Genomic DNA, 18,322 nt, shown 5'->3' with positions numbered 1-18,322 from the left:
CACTCGACGGGAGCGTGTGGCGTGCGCGCTCCGGCGGGCGGCGCTTCGGGGCCGGTCCTCGCCCCACACGCTCCGGCGCCTCCGGCGCATTCGTCGGGCGCATGCGCCGATGCCGAAAAAATCGGTTGATTCCGGGGAGCCCGACGGACGAACCTTCAGCTCTCCCCCACCGTCGATGCCCGGGATGGTCATGCAGATCCGCGATCTTCCGTATACCGATCCCGGCGTGCCCGACGTCCGGTCCGGGGCCCGGTTCCTGCTCTGGCTCGGCAGACGTCAGGTGGGCGGTCAGCTCAAGGCCGTCGCCTGGGGAATCGTCCATATGGCCGGCGTGGCCCTGCTCCCGGCCGCCGTGGGTTTCGCGGTGCAGGCCGTGGTGGACCGCTCCGGCGGCCGGCTGGCGCTCGGCGGCGGACTGGTGGCAGTGCTGGGCGTGCTGATCGCGCTCGGCGACACGATGCTGCACCGCGCCGCAGTGACCAACTGGATCACCGCGGCGGCGCGGTTGCAGCAACTGCTGTCCCGCCGGACCGCGGAGCTGGGGGCCACCCTGACCCGGCAGGTCGCGGCCGGGGAGGTCACCGCGGTGTCGACCGGTGACGTGGAGAAGATCGGCTGGTTCGTCGAGGGGGTCTCCCGCTTCGCCGCGGCCGCGGTCGCGTCCGTGGGGGTGTGCGCCGGGCTGCTGGTGTACCGGCCGGAGCTGGGCATCGTCGTGGCCTGCGGGTTGCCCGTACTGGCGCTGTCGGTGCTGCCGTTGCTGCCGCGTGCCGCCCGGCGGGCGGACGAACAGCGGGAGAAGGCGGGCCGGGCCACCGAACTGGCCTCGGACACCGTCGCGGGGCTGCGGGTGCTGCGTGGCATCGGCGGTGAGGACCTGTTCCTCACCCGGTACCGGAACGCCTCGCAGGAGGTGCGGCGGGCCGCGGTACGCAGTGCCCGGATGTGGGCGCTGATCAGCGCCGTCCAGGTGGCCCTGCCGGGCCTGCTGCTCATCGCCGTGGTCGGCCACGGTGCCCGGCTGGCGCTCGACGGCCGGATCTCGGTGGGCGAACTGGTCACCGTCTACGGCGCCGTGACCTTTCTGCTCTGGCCGCTCCGCCAGTTCGAGGAGATCGCGATGGCCTACGCGTTCTCCCGGCCGTCGGCCGAGCGGGCGGCCCGGGTCCTGGCCCTGCGCCGCACCCCGCCCGGGGCCGACGCGCCGTCCGGCACCGCTGAACCGTCCGCCACCACTGAACCGGCCGGCACCGCTGAACCGTCCGCCACTGCCGAACCGACCGGGGCCGACGGCGCGGACGCGGTGCCGGGCGGGGACCTCTACGACCCCGGCAGCGGACTCCTCGCCCCCGCGGGACTGCTGACCGTGGTGGTGTGCGGCGACCCGGACACGGCCGGGCGGCTCGCGGACCGGCTCGGCGGGCACGCCCCGCACGCCGTGGCGGGCGGAGCCGGGCCGTCCGCGCTGCTGGGCGGCGCCGCCCTGGACGCGCTGCCGCTGGAACGGGCCCGCGCCGCGGTGCTGGTGCAGGACAAGGACCCGGTGCTGCTCTCCGGGACACTCGCCGAACTGCTCGACGTCCCCGCGTCGGGCGCGGTTCCGGCGGCGGAGGCGCTGGCGGCGGCCCAGTGCGATGACGTCCTGGACGCGCTCGGCCGGGCCTGCGCGGACGGCTCCGGCGATCCGATGCGGGCCCGGATCACCGAGCGGGGCCGGTCGCTGTCCGGCGGGCAGCGACAGCGGCTGGCGCTGGCGCGGTCGCTGATGGCCGACCCGGAGGTGCTGGTGCTGGACGAGCCGACGAGCGCCGTGGACTCGCACACCGAGGCACGGATCGCCGACGGGCTGCGCGGCCTGCGGAAGGACCGCACGACGGTGGTGTTCAGTTCGAGCCCGCTGCTCCTGGGCCGGGCGGAGCGGGTGGTCCTCGTCCACGAGGGCACGGTGACGGCGGTCGGGACCCACCGCGAACTGCTGCGCACCACCCCCGACTACCGCGCGGTGGTGACCCGGGAACCGGAGGAGGAGGCCGCCGTTCCGCGCACCGGGGACGCAGCGGACCCGCCACCGGGCGACGTTCACGACGGCGCCGTCCCGGCGAATGGACTCTTCCGGCCAGGTCCGACGCACAGCCGCCCGTCCGCGTCCTTGTCCGGTGGCACGGCACGCGAACAGATCGAGGAGGAGAGCGCATGATCGGCGTCGCCCCGCCCGGGTACGACCCGGCGGCATCGGAGTCGGTGGAGATCCTGCCGGTGGCCTCGGCCGCCACGGTGCGCGGCTATGTGACCGGCCTGCTGCGGCGGCATCGCCGTGCCTTCGCCGTGCTGCTGGCGGTGAACGCGGTCGCCGTGGTCGCGTCCGTGGTCGGCCCCTATCTGCTGGGCGGGCTGGTCGACGACCTGGCCCGCGGCGCGCGGGAGCTCCACGTCGGGCGCGTGGTCGCGCTGTTCGCGGTCGCGCTGGCGGTGCAGACCGTGTTCGTCCGGCAGGTGCGGCTGCGGGGCGCGGTGCTCGGCGAGGAGATGCTCGCCGATCTGCGGGAGGACTTCCTCGTCCGGTCGGTGGGGCTGCCGCCGAGCGTGCTGGAGCGGGCCGGGACCGGCGATCTGCTCTCCCGGATCACCACCGACATCGACCGGCTGGCGAACGCGATGCGGGAGGCCGTACCCCAACTCGCCGTCGCCGTGGTGTGGGCGGGGCTGCTGCTCGGCGCCCTGACGGTGACGGCGCCGCCGCTGGCGCTCGCGGTGCTGGCGGCGTTGCCGGTGCTGGTGGTCGGGTGCCGCTGGTACTTCCGGCGGGCACCGGCCGCCTACCGTTCCGAGACCGCCGGGTACGCGGCTGTCGCGGCGGTGCTCACCGAGACCGTGGACGCCGGGCGGACCATCGAGGCGCACCGGCTCGGCGCCCGCCGGGTGGGCCTGTCGGAGCTGCGGATCCGACAGTGGACCGCATGGGAGCGGTATACGCTCTGGCTGCGCTCCGTCCTGTTCCCGGTGGTCAACGCCTTCTACGTGCTGATCCTCGGCGGAGTCCTGATGATCGGCGGCAGCTTCGTCCTCCAGGGGTGGATGAGCGTCGGCGAGCTGACGACCGGCGCGCTGCTCGCCCAGATGCTGGCCGAGCCGGTCGGCATGATCCTGCGCTGGTACGACGAGCTCCAGATCGCCCAGGTGTCGCTGGCCCGGCTGGTCGGGGTCCGGGAGATCGAACCCGGGGCGGGCGACCCGCGGGTGGTGCCCGCGGGTCGGGCCGTGCGGGCGGACGCGGTGCGTTTCGGCTACCGGGAGGGCGACGACGTGCTGCACGGGGTGTCGCTGGAGGTTCCCCCGGGGACCCGGCTGGCTCTGGTCGGCCCGTCCGGAGCGGGGAAGTCCACTCTGGGCCGGCTGCTGGCGGGCATCTACGCCGCCCGGGCCGGGGAGGTCACGCTGGGCGGCGCGGAGCTGGCCCGGATGCCGGCGGAGCGGGTGCGTGAACAGGTGGCCCTGGTCAACCAGGAACACCATGTCTTCGTCGGCTCGCTCCGGGACAACCTGCGGCTGGCCCGGACGGACGCGGGGGACGCGGAGCTGTGGGCGGCGCTCGGCGCGGTGGACGCCACGGGCTGGGCGACGGCGCTGGAGCGGGGTCTGGACACCGAGGTCGGTTCGGGCGGGGTGGCACTGACCCCGGCACAGGCGCAGCAGATCGCGCTGGCCCGGCTGGTGCTGGCCGATCCGCACACGCTGGTGCTGGACGAGGCGACCTCGCTGCTGGACCCGCGGGCCGCCCGGCATCTGGAGCGGTCGCTCGCACGTGTGCTGGACGGCCGTACGGTGGTGGCCATCGCGCACCGGCTGCACACCGCGCACGACGCGGACGTGATCGCCGTCGTGGAGGACGGGCGGATCAGTGAGCTGGGCCGGCATGACGCGCTGGTGGCGGCGGACGGGGCGTACGCGGCGCTGTGGCGGTCCTGGCACGGCTGATGCCGGGCGCCGTCGCGGGCCGGGGTGCAGCCCTGCCCTCCGCGCGGTCGGCGCCCCGGACACGCCCGCGGCCCGGGACGGAAGCGTTTCCGTCCCGGGCCGCGGCGGGGCGCCTCGGGGCACTCCGGAGGCCGGTCCGCACCTGGGGCCCGTCAGATGAAGTTCAGTGCCCCGAGGCCCCCGATGCCGCCGAGCACCATGAACACGGGCATCAGGACCTTCAGCTCGACCCAGCTGCCGGCCCGGAAGCGCATCGCCTTCGGGGGCCCGAGCGCGTACCAGCGCTTCCCCGCGATGGGGATCGGCCAGAGGATCGGGCAGCCGGAGACGGTCAGGGCGTCGCCGATGTCGTGGACCAGCGCCCCGAGGATGATCGGCAGGCCGAGCCAGAGGTACTCCAGGCCCGGGGCGGTGAACAGCCAGTCGGCGCCGTTGCCGGGTTTGTGCAGAATGTCCGCGAGGATCCAGGCGCTGGTCGCGCCGAGCAGCCAGACCAGGATGTCGCTGGAGACCCGGGCGGCCCGCCACAGCAGGCCCTCGACGGCGAGCACCATGTGGACGAAGAGCAGGCCCAGGACGGCCCAGCGGCCACCGGTCATGGCGAGCACGGAGGCACCGGCGCCGATGAGCACGGCCCAGACCCAGGTGTGGGTGAGCGTGCGGTGGCCGCCGGAGCGGCGGGGGTCCACCGAGGTGCGGGTCGCCTTGTAGACGGAGTAGGAGATCTTGTCGATCACTTCGCACAGGACGCGCGAGACGGGCCCGAAGGCCCGGGATATCGTCGCCGCCTTGTGGTCGAGGTCGGGGGCGAGGGCCGCGCCCGCGCAGACGAAGGCGCCGACGACCAGTACGGGCCAGGGCATCGGATATCCGGCCGCCGCGGCTGCCGCTCCCACCCCCAGCCAGGCTGCGGCTCCCGACAGCGAATGCGCCGGTCCCATCATGGTCGTTCCCCACCCCTTTGGTGTTGTTGCGCTGACGCCTCGTCGGCGGCTCAGCGTATCCTCCGCGATCTTCGTCCACGCGGCCGGTTCCCCGATCCGGGCCGGGGGCAGGCAGTATGGAGGGCGTGACCACCCTTATCGATCATCTGCCGAACGACGCCGACCCCGATGCCCTCTTCGAAGCGTTCTCGACGTGGGCCGAGGAGCGGGGTATCTCCCTCTACCCCGCCCAGGAGGAGGCGCTGATCGAGGTGGTCTCCGGGGCGAACGTGATCCTGTCCACACCGACGGGTTCCGGTAAGAGTCTGGTTGCGGCCGGGGCGCATTTCACCGCGCTCGCCAACGATCAGGTGACCTTCTACACAGCGCCGATCAAGGCGCTGGTGTCGGAGAAGTTCTTCGAGCTCTGCAAGCTGTTCGGCACCGAGAACGTGGGCATGCTGACCGGTGACGCGTCGGTCAACGCGGACGCCCCGGTGATCTGCTGCACGGCCGAGGTGCTGGCGTCGATCGCGCTGCGGGACGGCAAGGACGCCGACATCGGCCAGGTCGTGATGGACGAGTTCCACTTCTACGCCGAGCCGGACCGCGGCTGGGCGTGGCAGATCCCGCTGCTGGAGCTGCCGCAGGCGCAGTTCGTCCTGATGTCGGCCACGCTCGGCGACATGTCCCGGTTCGAGGAGGACATCACCCGGCGGACCGGCCGTCCCACGTCGGTCGTCCGGTCCGCGACCCGGCCGGTGCCGCTGTCGTACGAGTACCGCACGACGCCGCTCACCGAGACGTTGACGGAGCTGCTCCAGACCCAGCAGGCGCCCGTCTACATCGTGCACTTCACCCAGGCCGCCGCGGTGGAGCGGGCCCAGGCGCTGATGAGCATCAACATGTGCTCGCGCCAGGAGAAGGACGAGATCGCCGCGCTGATCGGAAACTTCCGGTTCACCACCAAGTTCGGCCGCAACCTCTCGCGCTATGTGCGGCACGGGATCGGTGTGCACCACGCCGGAATGCTGCCGAAGTACCGCAGGCTGGTGGAACGGCTGGCGCAGGCCGGGCTGCTGAAGGTGATCTGCGGTACGGACACCCTGGGCGTGGGGGTGAACGTCCCCATCCGTACGGTGCTGTTCACCGCGCTGACGAAGTACGACGGCACCCGGGTGCGCACCCTGCGGGCCCGGGAGTTCCACCAGATCGCGGGCCGGGCCGGCCGGGCGGGCTTCGACACGGCGGGCTTCGTCGTCGCGCAGGCCCCGGAGCACGTGATCGAGAACGAGAAGGCGCTCGCCAAGGCGGGCGACGACCCCAAGAAGCGCCGCAAGGTCGTGCGGAAGAAGGCCCCGGAGGGCTTCGTCAACTGGGGTCAGAACACCTTCGAGAAGCTGATCGGGTCCGATCCGGAGCCGCTGACCTCCCGCTTCCGGGTCACCCACGCGATGCTGCTGTCGGTGATCGCCCGGCCCGGCAACGCCTTCGAGGCGATGCGGCGGCTGCTGGAGGACAACCACGAGGACCGCCGCTCCCAGCTGCGGCACATCCGGCGGGCCATCGCGATCTACCGGTCGCTGCTGGACGGCGGGGTCGTGGAGCGGCTGGCCGAGCCGGACGCCCAGGGCCGGATCGTCCGGCTGACGGTGGACCTGCAGTCGGACTTCGCGCTCAACCAGCCGCTGTCGACGTTCGCGCTCGCCGCCTTCGAGCTGCTCGACCCGGAGTCGCCGTCGTACGCCCTGGACATGGTGTCGGTCGTGGAGTCCACGCTCGACGACCCGCGGCAGATCCTGGCGGCGCAGCAGAACAAGGCGCGCGGCGAGGCCGTCCAGCAGATGAAGGCGGACGGCGTCGAGTACGAGGACCGGATGGAGCGGCTGCAGGAGGTCATGTACCCCAAGCCGCTGGAGGAGCTGCTCCTCCACGCCTACGGGATCTACCGCAAGAGCCACCCGTGGGTCGGCGACCACCCGCTGTCCCCGAAGTCCGTGATCCGCGACATGTACGAGCGGGCCATGACCTTCACCGAGTTCACCGCGTTCTACGAGCTCGCCCGGACCGAGGGCATCGTGCTGCGCTACCTCGCGAGCTCGTACAAGGCCCTGGAGCACACCGTCCCCGACGACCTGAAGTCGGACGACTTCCAGGACCTGGTGGCCTGGCTGGCGGAGATGGTCCGGCAGGTCGACTCCAGCCTCCTCGACGAGTGGGAGCAGCTGGCCAACCCGGAGGAGGAGAGCGCGGAGGAGGCGCAGGAGCGCGCCGACCAGGTCCGCCCGGTCACCGCCAACGCCCGCGCCTTCCGGGTGCTGGTGCGCAACGCGATGTTCCGCCGGGTGGAGCTGGCCGCGCTGGACAAGGTCGGCGAACTGGGCGACATGGACGCCGACTCCGGCTGGGACGAGGACCGCTGGGGCGAGGCCATGGACGCGTACTGGGACGAGTACGAGGACCTGGGGACCGGACCGGACGCGCGCGGCCCCAAGCTGCTGCTGATCGAGGAGCAGCCGGAGCACGGGCTGTGGAAGGTGCGGCAGACCTTCGCCGACCCGAACGGCGACCACGACTGGGGCATCAGCGCGGAGGTGGACCTCGCGGCCTCCGACGAGGAGGGCCGCGCGGTCGTCCGGGTCACCTCCGTGGGGCAGCTCTGACGGTCCCTCCGGGGCCGTGCGCCGCGGCCAGCAGTTCCCGGGTGAAGGGGTGGGCGGGGGCGGACCACAGCTGATCCGCCCGCCCCTGTTCCACCACCCGGCCCGCCTCCACGACGGCGACCGTGTCGGCGAGAGCGTTGGCCACCGCCAGGTCGTGGGTGACGAGCACCAGGGCGGTGCCCGCCTCGTCCCGTTGCCGTCGCAGCAGTTCACCGATGGAGTGCCGGGTGACGGTGTCCAGGCCGGAGGTGATCTCGTCGCAGACGAGGACCCGGGGACGGGCCAGCAGGGCACGGGCCAGCGCGGCCCGTTGGAGCTCACCGCCGGAGAGGCCCGCCGGCCTGCGCCGGGCGGTCTCCGCCGGGAGCCCCAGCCCGGCGAGGAGCGCCAGCGCCTCGGCCCGCGCGGCGTCGGCGGTGGCGCCGCGCAGCCGCACCGCGGTGCGGGAGACCTGGTCCAGCACGGTCCGGTACGGGTCGAAGGCGGCGTGCGCATCCTGGAAGACGTACTGCACGGCGGCCAGTTGCTCCCGGCTCCGGCCGCGCAGGCTGCGCGGCAGCGGGCGGCCGTCCAGGAGGACGCGGCCCGACCAGCCGCGGTGCAGTCCGGCGAGGCAGCGGGCGAGGGTGGTCTTGCCGGAGCCGGAACGCCCCACCACGGCCAGGCACGCGCCCGCGGCGACGGCGACCGAGGCGTCCCGCAGCACGACGGCGCCGGTACGGCGCCCGCCGTGCCAGGCCCGCACCGCGACGGCTTCCAGACACGGCGCGCCGCCTTCCCCTGCACGGTCCCCCGCCCCGGGTGACCGCGCGGGCTCGGGGACCGGTGCCGCGTCCCGGGCGAGCAGCGCGCGGGCGGCCGGGTGCCGGGGGGAGGTGAGGACCTGTTCCGCGGTGCCCGACTCGACCGCGCGGCCGTTCCGCAGCACCACGACGTCGTCGGCCAGTTCACGGACCAGGTCGAGGTCGTGGCTGAGAAGCAGCAGCCCGATGCCCCGGGCCCGCAGCTCCCGCAGTTCGGCCGCCATCCGCCGTTTGGTCAGCGCGTCCTGGCCGGTCGTGGGCTCGTCGGCGACGACCACCCGGGCGCCGGAGAGCAGCGCCTGGGCGAGGACGACCCGCTGCTGCTGGCCGCCCGAGAGCTGGTGCGGGAAGCGCCGCAGCACGGTGTCCGGGTCGGGGAGCTGGGCGAGCCGCAGCGCTTCGGCGACCCGCGCCGTGCGCTCGGCGCGGGTGCCGGGGGTACGCCGGGCGATGTCGCCCAGCAGCGCGCCGGCCCGGCGGGCGGGGTTGAGCGCGGCGGCCGGGTGCTGTGGGACGTATCCGGCGCGGCCGTCGGGGACGTCCACCCGCCCGGTGACGTGCGCACCCGCCGGGTACTCGCCGAGGAGCGCGAGCCCCGTGGTGGTCTTGCCGCTGCCGGAGGGCCCGACGAGGGCGGTGCAGCGGCCGGGGAGCACGGTGAGGCTCACCCCGTCGACCAGCGTCCGGCCGCCGGCCCCGACCCGGAGGTCCTCAATCCGTGCGACGGGCTCGGTCATGGGGTTCCCTCCGGTGGGCAAGCACGGCTGCGACGGGCTCGGTCATGGGGTTTCCTCCGGTGGGCGAGTACGGCGTCGAAGAGCAGGTTGGCGCCCATGGACAGCGCGACGACGAGCAGGGCGGGAACGGTCACCGCCCAGGGCTGGACGGCGAGTCCGGTGCGGTTGCGGTCGACCATCACCGCCCAGTCGGGCGCCCCGGGGGTGACGCCCACCCCCAGGAAGGCAGCGGTGGCGACCAGGTACAGCGCGCCGGTGAGCCGTACCCCGGCGTCCGCGGCCAGGGTGCGGCCGATGGCCCGCCCCACGTGGCCGAGGGCGATCCGCAGCCGGCTCTCGCCCTGCATGCGCAGCGCCTCCACGGCCGGGCGGGCGGCCACCGAGGTGGCGGCGGCGCGCACCATCCGGGTGGTGTCGGGCACGGCGATACCGGCCACGATCAGTGCGAGTCCGGCCGCGCCGGGCGCGAACAGCGCGGCGACCAGCAGCAGAAGCAGCAGGGACGGCACGGCGAGGACGATGTCCAGCGGGCGCATCAGCAGCTCCTCCAGCCAGGACCGGCGGGTGAGCGCGGCGGTGAGCCCGGTGGGCACCGCGACCAGATAGGTGAGTGCGGTGGCCGCGAGGGCGATCAGCACCACCGACCGTCCGCCGAGGAGCACCTGCCGCCACACGTCGTCCCCGGTGACGTCGGTGCCGAGCCAGTGTCCGCCGCCCAGGGTGAACGACGCGGCGCGGGGGCCCGGTTCACCGGCGAACCAGGGGCCTGCGAGGGCGAGCAGCAGTGGTACCGCGAGCAGCACGAGGCCGAGTCCGGCGCGGGCGGGCAGCGCGGCGGGGCGACGGACGAGCCGGGCACGTCGGGTGCCGGACCGGCCGGGATCCTCGCCGGCCCGTCCGGCGGACGAGACGTTGGTGCCGGGGGTCATGCGGCGGCCTCCGATCGGGGTGCGAGCCGGTGCACGACCACGTCCGCCGCCAGGTTCAGCGTGACGGTGACGACGCCGAACACCACGGCGAGTCCCTGCATCACCGGGAGGTCCCGGGCGGCGACGGCGTCCACCAGCACCGTGCCCAGCCCCGGTATCACGAACAGCGCCTCCACGACGATCACTCCGGACAGCAGCCAGTCGCAGGTGCGGGCGAGTTGCTGCACCGCGGGCGCCACCGCGTTGGGCAGCGCGTGCGCGTACCGGACCCGGGCCCCGGTGAGCCCGTACCGCCGGGCCTGCGCGACGTACGGCGAGGCCATCGCCTCGATCATCCCGGCCCGCACCAGCCGGCTGATCGAGCACACCGGGCGGGCGAGCAGCACCAGCACGGGCAGGACGAGGACGGCGGGCCGGCCGAGCAGCGATCCGGCGCCGAGTGCGGTCGGGGGCAGCCAGCCGAGTCCGAGGGCGAACACGGCGACGAGCAGCACGCCGAGGGCGAATTCGGGGACGGCGTGGACGCCCAGCGTGCCGGCGCTGATCGCCCGGTCCACCCGGCCGCCTTCGTGCCGCGCGGCCAGCACCCCGAGTCCGGTGGCCACGGGGACGATCAGCAGCAGCGCGCAGAAGGCCAGCAGCAGGGTGGGGCCGGTGCCCGCCGCGAGGGCGTCGGCCACCGGCCGGCCGGAGACCAGTGAGCGTCCCAGGTCGCCCTGGAGCAGCCCGCCCGCCCAGTCGAGGAAGCGTTCGACGGCGGGGCGGTCGAGCTCCAGGGTCTCCCGGATCCGCGCGATGCGCTCGGGGTCGGGGTGGTCCCCGGCGAGCGTGACGGCCGCGTCCCCGGGCAGCGCCTCGGTGAGCAGGAAGACGAGCAGGACGACGCCAGCGATCTGGATGCCGCCCAGCACCAGCCGCCGCGGCAGCCAGGTGCGGCCGGTGCTCACGCGAGCCACACCGTGTCGAAGCGTGCCCAGTCGAGGGTGTTGGCGGGGGCGTCGGCCCGTACCCCGCGCACGGTGCGGGCCGTCCCGACGATCCAGTCGGCGAATCCCCAGACGAGAAAGCCGCCTTCGGCGTGCAGCCGGCGCTGCATCCGGGCGTAGAGCGCGGTCCGCTCCCCTTCGTCCCGGGTCGACTGGATCTGCTGGTAGAGAGCGTCGAAGTCCCGGTGCTTCCAGTGCGTCGCGTTGGTGGTGGAGTCGCTGAGCAGCCGCTGGGAGACATGGGACTCGATGGGCATGGCGCCCGAGCGGTAGCAGCAGAAGGTGCCGGATTCGAGGATGTCGTTCCAGTAGGTGTCCTTGTCGCCGACGGCGATCCGCACCGTGACGCCGGCCCGGGCGGCCTGGTCCTTGAAGATCTCGGCGGCCTCCGGGAAGCCGGTGGCGACCGGGGAGGTGTCGAGGGTGACGGTGAGCCGGCCGTGCCCCGCCTCGCGCAGCAGCTTGCGGGCGCGCTTCAGGTCCTGTTCGCGCTGCGGCAGGCCCGTGGCGTAGTAGCGGTAGCCCTTGCCGAACAGGTCGTTGCCGACCTCCCCGGCGCCGGAGAGCGCCCCCCGCACCAGTTCCTCGCGGTCGGCGATGAGGAAGAACGCCTCGCGGACCCGCCGGTCGTCGAAGGGGGCCCGGTCGGTCTTCATGGCGAACGCCTGCATGGCGCTGTTCCGCATCCGGACGATCCGGATCTGTCCGCCGTTCTCGTGGGCGCGGGCCGTGGTGGGGTTCAGCTCGTGCGCGTACTCGACCTGGCAGCCGAGGAGGGCGTTGACGCGGGCCGACTCCTCGCCGGCGATGACGAACTCCAGCTCGGCCAGGTGGGGGGCGCCCTCCCAGTAGTCGTCGAAGCGCTTGACAACGAGGGAGCGGCCGGGCCGGAAGGAGACGAAGCGGAACGGTCCGGAGCCCACCGGCTCCTCGAAGCGGTCGGCTCCCTCCGGCACGATGTACGCGCCGAACGCGGCCAGCACGTTGGGGAATTCGGCGAACGACCGCTTGAGCCGGAACTCCACGGTCCGGTCGTCCACGGCGCGGCTGGCGTCGAGGTCGATGGGCTCCAGGGAGGCCTTCGCGCGGAACGCCCGGTCGGGGTCGGCGATCCGGCGGTAGCTGTGGAGCACGTCCCGCGCGGTGACCGGCTTGCCGTCGTGCCAGTGAGCCGTGCGGAGCGTGACCCGCCAGCGGTCGAGCCCGCCGTGCGGCTCCCAGTGTTCGGCCAGCCGCGGCCGGGCCGTCATGTCGGCCCCGAAGTCGGCGAGCTTGTCGAACAGGGCCTTGGCCCGGGCCGCGTCGACGAACAGGCTGCCCAGGTGGGGGTCGAGCGATTCGGCTGCGCCGCCGCCGGCGAACGCGGCACGGAGCCGCCCGCCGCGCCGCGGCCTGCCGCCGTCGGCGGAACCGGAATCGGCACCGGGGCCGGTGGCGCAGCCGGCGAGGGCGAGGGCCGCGGCGGCACCGGAGCCGGCGGCGAGCGCTCGGCGCCGGGTCATGGCGGAATCGCCGGAGGAGGAGCCGGCGGAAGAGGGCTCAGTGGAGGAGGGGGCGGTCGAGGAGGGGGCAGCGGAGGGGAAGCAGCCGGGGCGGGGTTCGGTCACTGTCGTCCGTCCTGGGTCGGGAGGGGAGCCACGGGGCTCGGGGTGGTTAGAGGGAGCGGGTCGGGTATCGGGCTCGGGGCGGTATCGGGCCCGGCTCGGGGGCGGGTCGGCTTCGCGCGTCGGCGGCGCGGGGGCGCCGGGCGGAGGCGGCGCAAGCGCGCGATGCGTTGGCGACATCGGCGCGGCGCCTCGTGCATCGGCAGCGCAAGTCGCGCGGCGAGCCGGCGACGTCGGCACGGGACACGCCGTGGATCGGCGGTCTCGGGGCCGCGTGGTCAGGTGGAGGTCAGGTGGTCAAGGGGAGGTCAGGGGGGGCAGCCGGGCGACCAGGTGCAGGCGGTCCCCGTCGGCGGTGCCGGCGGGCTCGGGTCCCCCGGGGCGCCAGGCCGGCTCCGTGCGCGGGCCGGGGCCGTCGTGGAGTTCCAGCACCTCGAACCCGGCCGAGGCCAGCACCTGGCGCAGCTCCTGCGGGAAGATCAGCCGCCAGGCGGAGTGCTGTTCCACCGGCGGTGTTCCGGCGTCGGAGGTCCACACCCGCCGTCGGCGGAGCAGTTGGGCGGCGCGGTCGACCCGGAGGGTGGTGGTCGAGGTGTGGGTGGTGCCCTGCCAGGTCAGGTCGCGGGTGCGCGGCCGGTCGAGGAGGTCGGTGCGGCCGAGGAAGTACGCGCCGTTGCGCATCTCGGCGACGAGCAGGCCGCCGGGGGCGAGATGCCGTCGGCAGCTGTCCAGGAAACCGGTCAGCTCGTCGTTGGTGTGGCAGTAGAGCAGGGCGCTGTCCAGGCACAGCACGGCGTCTACGGTGCGCCCCAGGTCGAAGGCGCGCAGGTCGGCGCGGCGGTAGTCGGGGCCGGGGTGGCGGGTGCGGGCGTGGTGGAGCATGGTCCCGGCGAGGTCGATGCCGAGCACGTCGCGGCCCCGCCGGTGGAGCCAGTGCGCGTCGCGGCCGGTGCCGCATCCCGCGTCGAGTACCCGATGCCCGGCGCCGTGCCGGAGCAGCACGTGCTCGGCCCAGCGGGCGGCGATGCGGTCGTCGTCGGGGAACTGGGCCTCGTACAGCTCCGGGTGGTCGGTCAGCAGGTTCCCGCTCATGACACCTTCTCCCGGGAGGTGGCGGTGGCAGCGGCGGGCCGGGGCCGGGGCTCGGGCAGGGCGCGGAGCCGCCGCAGCCGGTCGACCCCGGCGGCCGAGAGCAGTCCGAAGGCGACGCAGCACAGCCAGGGCAGCCAGTCCCGGCCCGTGCCCCGGCCGGTGTCCATGGCCCAGCCGACCGCGGTGTTGCCGACGGCGGCGGCGATGCCGGAGACGACGTAGAAGATGCCGAAGTAGGTGCCGGTGAGCCCTTCCCGGCCGAACTCGGGTATGAGCTCCATGACGAACGGCTGGGCCACCATGATGCCGAGGTAGAGCAGGAACGCTCCGGCGAGGACGGGCAGCAGCCGCAGCGCCGCCTCCCCCGCCCCGTCGGCGGGCGGTCCGCCGAGGGCGGCCGCCGGCGGCAGGAACGCGAGTCCCATGAGGACCAGCCCGGCCGTGATCCAGTGTCCGCGGCTGCCGCGGTGCTTCAGCCGGGTGGTGACGCGCAGTTGCAGGGCGAGGTTGGCGACGGTGCCGACCAGGAACACCGCGCTCGCCGCCCCGGGGAGTCCGGTCGCGGCGCGGGCACCGTCCGGGAGGAGCAGATAGAGCTGGTTCTCCAGGGTGAACATGCCGACCATGGCGGTGGAGAAGGCCAGGAAGCGGCGGTTGGACAGGACTTCGCGCCAGTCCCCCAGCACGCCGCCCCGGTTCGCCGGCACCTCGCGGGCGGGCAGCACGAGGGCCTGGGCGACGGTGAGGACGGCGAAGATCCCGGCCGCGGTGAGCGCGGAGGCCCGGAAGTCGACCAGCAGCAGGGCGCTGCCGAGCAGCGGACCGATCAGTGCGCCGGTGGTGGCGAACATGTTGAACAGCGCGAACGCCTCGGCCTTGCGCTCCCCGGACTCGACGGAGAGGTAGGCGCGGACGGCCGGGTTGAACAGCGCGCCCGCAAGCCCGCTCAGCACGGAGGCGGCGAGCAGTACCGGGAGACCGTCGCCCAGGGCGAACAGGCCGAATCCGACCGTGCGCAGGGCACAGCCCGCGATGATCACGCCGCGGGCGCCGAGCCGGTCGGCGGCCGAGCCGCCGACGATGAACAGGCCCTGCTGGCTGAGGTTCCGCAAGCCGAGCACGATGCCGACGACTGCGGCGCTCATCCCCAGGTCCTCACCCAGGTGGGTGGCGAGATAGGGGATGAGCAGGTAGAAGCCGGTGTTGACGCCGAGCTGGTTGACCAGGAGCAACTGCACGGCGAGGGGGAAGTCCCGGATGGTGCGGAGGGTCTTCACGGGGCGGCCTCTTCTTCGGGTTCTTCGGGTTCTTCGGGTTCTTCGGGGACGGTGCGTGGTTCTTGGGGAGAGGTGCGTGGTTCTTGGGGAGAGGTGCGTGGTTCTTGGGGAGAGGTGCGTGGTTCTTGGGGAGAGGTGCGTGATTCGGGGCCGGAGCGGACGTCGAGTGGGGTGCGGCCCTCGTGACGGGCTGCGGAGCCGAGGCCCGGCGGGGTGCGGTGGGCGGCGGTGACGTAGTCGTCCACGGCTGAGCCGTGATGGTCCCCAGCGGTGACGCGCTGCTCAACGGCCGAGACGCCGAGGCCGGGCGCCGGTGCGGGGCGGACCGTGCCGTCGGTGCCGCCGATGCCCTGCCAGGGGTCGTGGGCGAGGAGGAGATGGCCGTCGAGGTCGACCCAGGTGGCCCGGTCCACGAGGTGCACGGCGGGGGCGATGCCGAGGGAACTGGCGGTGAGACAGCCCAGCATGACGTCGGTGCCGCTGCCCTCCAGTGCCGCGCAGATCCGCAGGGCCCGGTGGACACCGCCGCACTTGGCGAGCTTGATGTTCACGCCCTGGACGCGGCCCGCGAGACGCAGGGTGTCCTCGTACGCCGTCGCGTCCTCGTCGGCGATGACGGGCAGCGGGGAGTGCTCGGCGAGCAGGGCGAGGGTGTCCGGGTCGCCGGGGGCGATGGGCTGTTCCACGGCCTCGACCCCGGCCGCCGCGAAGCGCGGCAGCAGCTTCTCGGCACGGCGGGGGCTCCAGGCGCCGTTGGGGTCGAGCAGCAGCCGGACGGGACCCGCGGCATCCCGCACCGCGGCCACCCGGTCCAGGTCCTCCGCCGGGTCGGGGGATCCGGCCTTGATCTTGAGGACGGTGAAGCCCTGGCCGACCAGGGCGCGGGCCTGTGCCGCGGCCCGGTCCGGGGCGGTGATGCCGATGGTGCGGGCGGTGGCGGCGGCCGGTGCGGCCGGTGCGCCGAGCAGCGCGTGCAGCGGCCGGCCGGCTCGCTTGCCCACGAGATCGAGCAGCGCGCTCTCCAGGGCCGCCTCCACACCGGCGGGTGTGCCGAGCGGCAGCAGGTCACCGTGGTGGAGCGTGTCCAGTGCGGCTTCCGGGTCGGGGAAGCGGGCGAGGGCGTGCGCGAGGCCGTGCAGGGTGCGGGCGGCGTCGGCCGCGGCGAGCCCGAGATAGGCGGAGCCGACGGCTTCGCCGTGGCCGGACACCCCCCGGTGCTCGACACGCACCCACACCGCGTCGCGCGAGAACATGACGGAACGGGAGATCCGCAGGGGTTCCCGCAGGTCGAGGGAGGTGATGCGCACGGTGAGTCTCATGGCCGGTCCTCCTGGCGGGGACGGTGTGTTCCGAGCAGGCCGGGCCCGCCGGGCATTCCGGGTGCTCCGGGCGCTCGCGGTGTTCCCTGTGTCCCGGGGTCGACGACCGTGCGGCAGCGGGTCCAGCCGGTGGCCTCGACGGCGCACGGATGGGGGATCTCGACGGGCCGGTCGGCGGGCGGCCCTCCGGTGCCGAGGCCGTGGGCCAGGCAGTAGTCGTCGTCGAAGACGGTGTGGAGGTAGCGGTGCGGGCCGTCGGGGAAGACGGTGGCGACCGCCGCTCCCGGACGGGTGCGGGCCGCCCAGGCGGAGACCAGGGCGACGGCCCCGGTGCTCCAGCCCCCGCTGACGAAGCAGCCCCGGGCCAGCCGGCGACAGGCGTCCACGGCCTCGACGGGGCCGACCCAGTGCACCTCGTCGAACAGCTCGTGCCGCACGTTGCGCGGGTGGATGCTGCTGCCGAGGCCCCGCATCAGCCGGGGCCGGCCGGGCTGTCCGAAGATCGTGGAGCCGATGGAGTCCACCCCGATGACGTGCAGTCCGGGCCAGCGGCGGCGCAGCGGCCCGGTGATCCCGGCGCTGTGCCCTCCGGTGCCGACGCTGCACACCAGCACGTCGAGGTGGTCGAGCGTGTCGCCGATCTCGGCGGCCATGGCGGCGTACCCGGTGGTGTTGTCGGGGTTGTTGTACTGGTCGGGCCAGTAGGCGTCGGGGAGTTCGGCGAGCAGTTCACGCAGCCGGGCGATGCGGGCGGCCTGCCAGCCGCCGACGGGCGCCGGCCGGTCGACGAGTTCGAGCCGCGCTCCGTGGGCCCGCAGCAGCCGGCGCATGGACGCTTCGAGTTCGGTGTCGCCGACGAGCACGATCGGGTGGCCGAGGGCCTGTCCGGCGAAGACCAGTCCGAGTCCGAGCGTGCCGGAGGTGGACTCCACCACAGGTGCGCCGGGCCGCAGTTCGCCGCGCGATCGGGCACCGTGCAGCATGGCGACGGCGGCCCGCGCCTTCATCCCGCCCGCGCCCTGGGCCTCCAGCTTCGCCCAGAAGCCGGGGTGGGGCAGTGGCAGGGGCGCGGTGATCCGGGCCATGGGAGTGCGGCCCAGCAGGGCCAGCAGCTCCGGCGCGGCGGGCTGTTCGGTGACGGTCGTGGTCATCCCGCACCTCCCGCGCCGTGGGGCGCGCCGCCGTAGCGGTGGACGGTGCCGGGGCCACCGTCGAGCCAGAAGAAGGGGTAGGGCTCGGCGCTGACCGCGGTGACCCCGGCGCCCAGGAACCGCGGCAGCACGGCGCTGCCGGTCTGAGCGAACAGCACGAACGGCTTGGCCGTGGCGCGGGCGTGCTCCAGCAGCGGCTCGAACGTGCCGTTGCCGAGCGTCATCCCCGAGGCCAGGATCGCGTCGCAGTGCGGGAGTTCCGCCATGGCGTCGGTGCGGATCCGGTCGCCCCACTCCGTGGTGCCGCCCTTGAGGTCGCAGGGCACGTACGCCGTGCCGCGCTCCCGCAACTGCTCCAGCAGGGAGTTGACGACACCGACGACCAGCACCCGCCGCACCGCGGGAGCAGGCGGCAGCAGCTCGACGACGGCCCGGGCGCGGGCCCGCGACTTGTCCAGGCTGCTCCCGGCGGGCAGCGGATACGGCTGCGCCCCCTGCTGCGGCGTGTGCGGGAGCCGGTGCATCAGATAGGCGTCCAGCGCGGCGACCCGCACGGCCCGCAGCGGGTGGTCGAGCAGCCCGGCGACATCGGCGCCGACGCAGTCGTCGAGGGTCGACGGAGAGAGCGCGCCGGGCTCCACGGCGCACGAGCCGACAGCCTCGGCGAGCCGCAGGCTGAGTACCTCGTTGCGATAGCCGCCAGCGCGCCCGTCGTGGCGCACCGCCTGGCAGGTGGTGAAGGCGAGGGCGATGTGCAGCCGGGCCGGGTCGGGACCGAACTCCCCGTCCCGGACCCGGCGCACGAGCTCGGCCCAGGTACGGGCCGGGGCGGGAACCGGGGTGGTGGGCACCGTGGAGGCGGT

The 18,322-nt window shown here is 74.2% G+C and carries 12 protein-coding genes and 1 pseudogene; 3 read left to right on the top strand and 10 right to left on the bottom strand.

Translation table 11 applies throughout. The features are described 5' to 3' along the window. Positions 1-190: 190 nt before the first annotated feature. Together AC3EQ1_RS19460 and AC3EQ1_RS19455 are read left to right on the top strand one after the other, a co-directional pair. Positions 191-2,197 (top strand): ABC transporter transmembrane domain-containing protein, encoded by a 2,007-nt coding sequence (locus AC3EQ1_RS19460; protein WP_432095616.1) that lies wholly within the window; start codon positions 191-193, stop codon positions 2,195-2,197. Next, positions 2,194-3,975, top strand: coding sequence for an ABC transporter ATP-binding protein (locus tag AC3EQ1_RS19455; RefSeq protein WP_432095593.1), 1,782 nt, complete (start codon positions 2,194-2,196; stop codon positions 3,973-3,975). Before AC3EQ1_RS19460 ends, AC3EQ1_RS19455 begins: the two co-directional genes overlap by 4 nt. 152 nt (positions 3,976-4,127) lie before the next feature. Here AC3EQ1_RS19455 and AC3EQ1_RS19450 read toward each other — a convergent pair whose 3' ends face one another. Next, positions 4,128-4,919: a metal-dependent hydrolase gene (locus AC3EQ1_RS19450; protein ID WP_432095592.1), complete on the bottom strand. Its 792-nt coding sequence runs from the start codon at positions 4,917-4,919 to the stop codon at positions 4,128-4,130. A gap of 116 nt (positions 4,920-5,035) precedes the next feature. Here AC3EQ1_RS19450 and AC3EQ1_RS19445 point away from each other — a divergent pair, with 116 nt between their 5' ends. Beyond that, positions 5,036-7,561 carry a DEAD/DEAH box helicase gene (locus tag AC3EQ1_RS19445; protein ID WP_432095591.1) on the top strand — a complete coding sequence of 842 codons (2,526 nt, stop codon included), beginning with the start codon at positions 5,036-5,038 and terminating at the stop codon, positions 7,559-7,561. On the opposite strand, the gene AC3EQ1_RS19440 is transcribed toward AC3EQ1_RS19445, so the two are convergent. The 9 genes and pseudogenes from AC3EQ1_RS19440 to AC3EQ1_RS19400 form a co-directional block, all read right to left on the bottom strand. Beyond that, the gene (locus AC3EQ1_RS19440) at positions 7,539-9,101 is read right to left on the bottom strand and encodes an ABC transporter ATP-binding protein (protein WP_432095590.1); all 1,563 of its coding nucleotides are present in this window, start codon (positions 9,099-9,101) and stop codon (positions 7,539-7,541) included. The genes AC3EQ1_RS19445 and AC3EQ1_RS19440 overlap by 23 nt on opposite strands. Continuing rightward, complete coding sequence (locus tag AC3EQ1_RS19435) at positions 9,098-10,030, bottom strand: ABC transporter permease (RefSeq protein ID WP_432095589.1); 933 nt, start codon at positions 10,028-10,030, stop codon at positions 9,098-9,100. Before AC3EQ1_RS19435 ends, AC3EQ1_RS19440 begins: the two co-directional genes overlap by 4 nt. Beyond that, positions 10,027-10,977 carry an ABC transporter permease gene (locus AC3EQ1_RS19430; protein ID WP_432095588.1) on the bottom strand — a complete coding sequence of 317 codons (951 nt, stop codon included), beginning with the start codon at positions 10,975-10,977 and terminating at the stop codon, positions 10,027-10,029. The genes AC3EQ1_RS19435 and AC3EQ1_RS19430 overlap by 4 nt, the downstream gene beginning before the upstream one ends. After that, positions 10,974-12,518 (bottom strand): ABC transporter substrate-binding protein, encoded by a 1,545-nt coding sequence (locus AC3EQ1_RS19425; protein ID WP_432095587.1) that lies wholly within the window; start codon positions 12,516-12,518, stop codon positions 10,974-10,976. Before AC3EQ1_RS19425 ends, AC3EQ1_RS19430 begins: the two co-directional genes overlap by 4 nt. Positions 12,519-12,917: 399 nt before the next feature. Continuing rightward, the gene (locus AC3EQ1_RS19420) at positions 12,918-13,712 is read right to left on the bottom strand and encodes a class I SAM-dependent methyltransferase (protein WP_432095586.1); all 795 of its coding nucleotides are present in this window, start codon (positions 13,710-13,712) and stop codon (positions 12,918-12,920) included. Beyond that, the gene (locus AC3EQ1_RS19415; protein WP_432095585.1) at positions 13,709-14,989 is read right to left on the bottom strand and encodes an MFS transporter; all 1,281 of its coding nucleotides are present in this window, start codon (positions 14,987-14,989) and stop codon (positions 13,709-13,711) included. The genes AC3EQ1_RS19420 and AC3EQ1_RS19415 overlap by 4 nt, the downstream gene beginning before the upstream one ends. A gap of 263 nt (positions 14,990-15,252) precedes the next feature. Continuing rightward, a pseudogene (locus AC3EQ1_RS19410) lies at positions 15,253-16,308 on the bottom strand (dipeptide epimerase); the annotation flags it as partial. After that, positions 16,305-17,459 carry a PLP-dependent cysteine synthase family protein gene (locus tag AC3EQ1_RS19405; protein WP_432095584.1) on the bottom strand — a complete coding sequence of 385 codons (1,155 nt, stop codon included), beginning with the start codon at positions 17,457-17,459 and terminating at the stop codon, positions 16,305-16,307. The gene AC3EQ1_RS19405 and the pseudogene AC3EQ1_RS19410, both read right to left, overlap by 4 nt. After that, entirely contained in the window at positions 17,456-18,310 is an 855-nt protein-coding gene (locus tag AC3EQ1_RS19400; RefSeq protein ID WP_432095615.1) for a Rossmann-like domain-containing protein, read from the bottom strand. The genes AC3EQ1_RS19405 and AC3EQ1_RS19400 overlap by 4 nt, the downstream gene beginning before the upstream one ends. Between the last annotated feature and the right edge of the window lie 12 nt (positions 18,311-18,322).

The organism is Streptomyces sp. bgisy100 (assembly GCF_057709105.1).
Note: the sequence above shows the minus strand (reverse complement) of the source record. Positions and strands in the feature narration are given on the sequence as shown.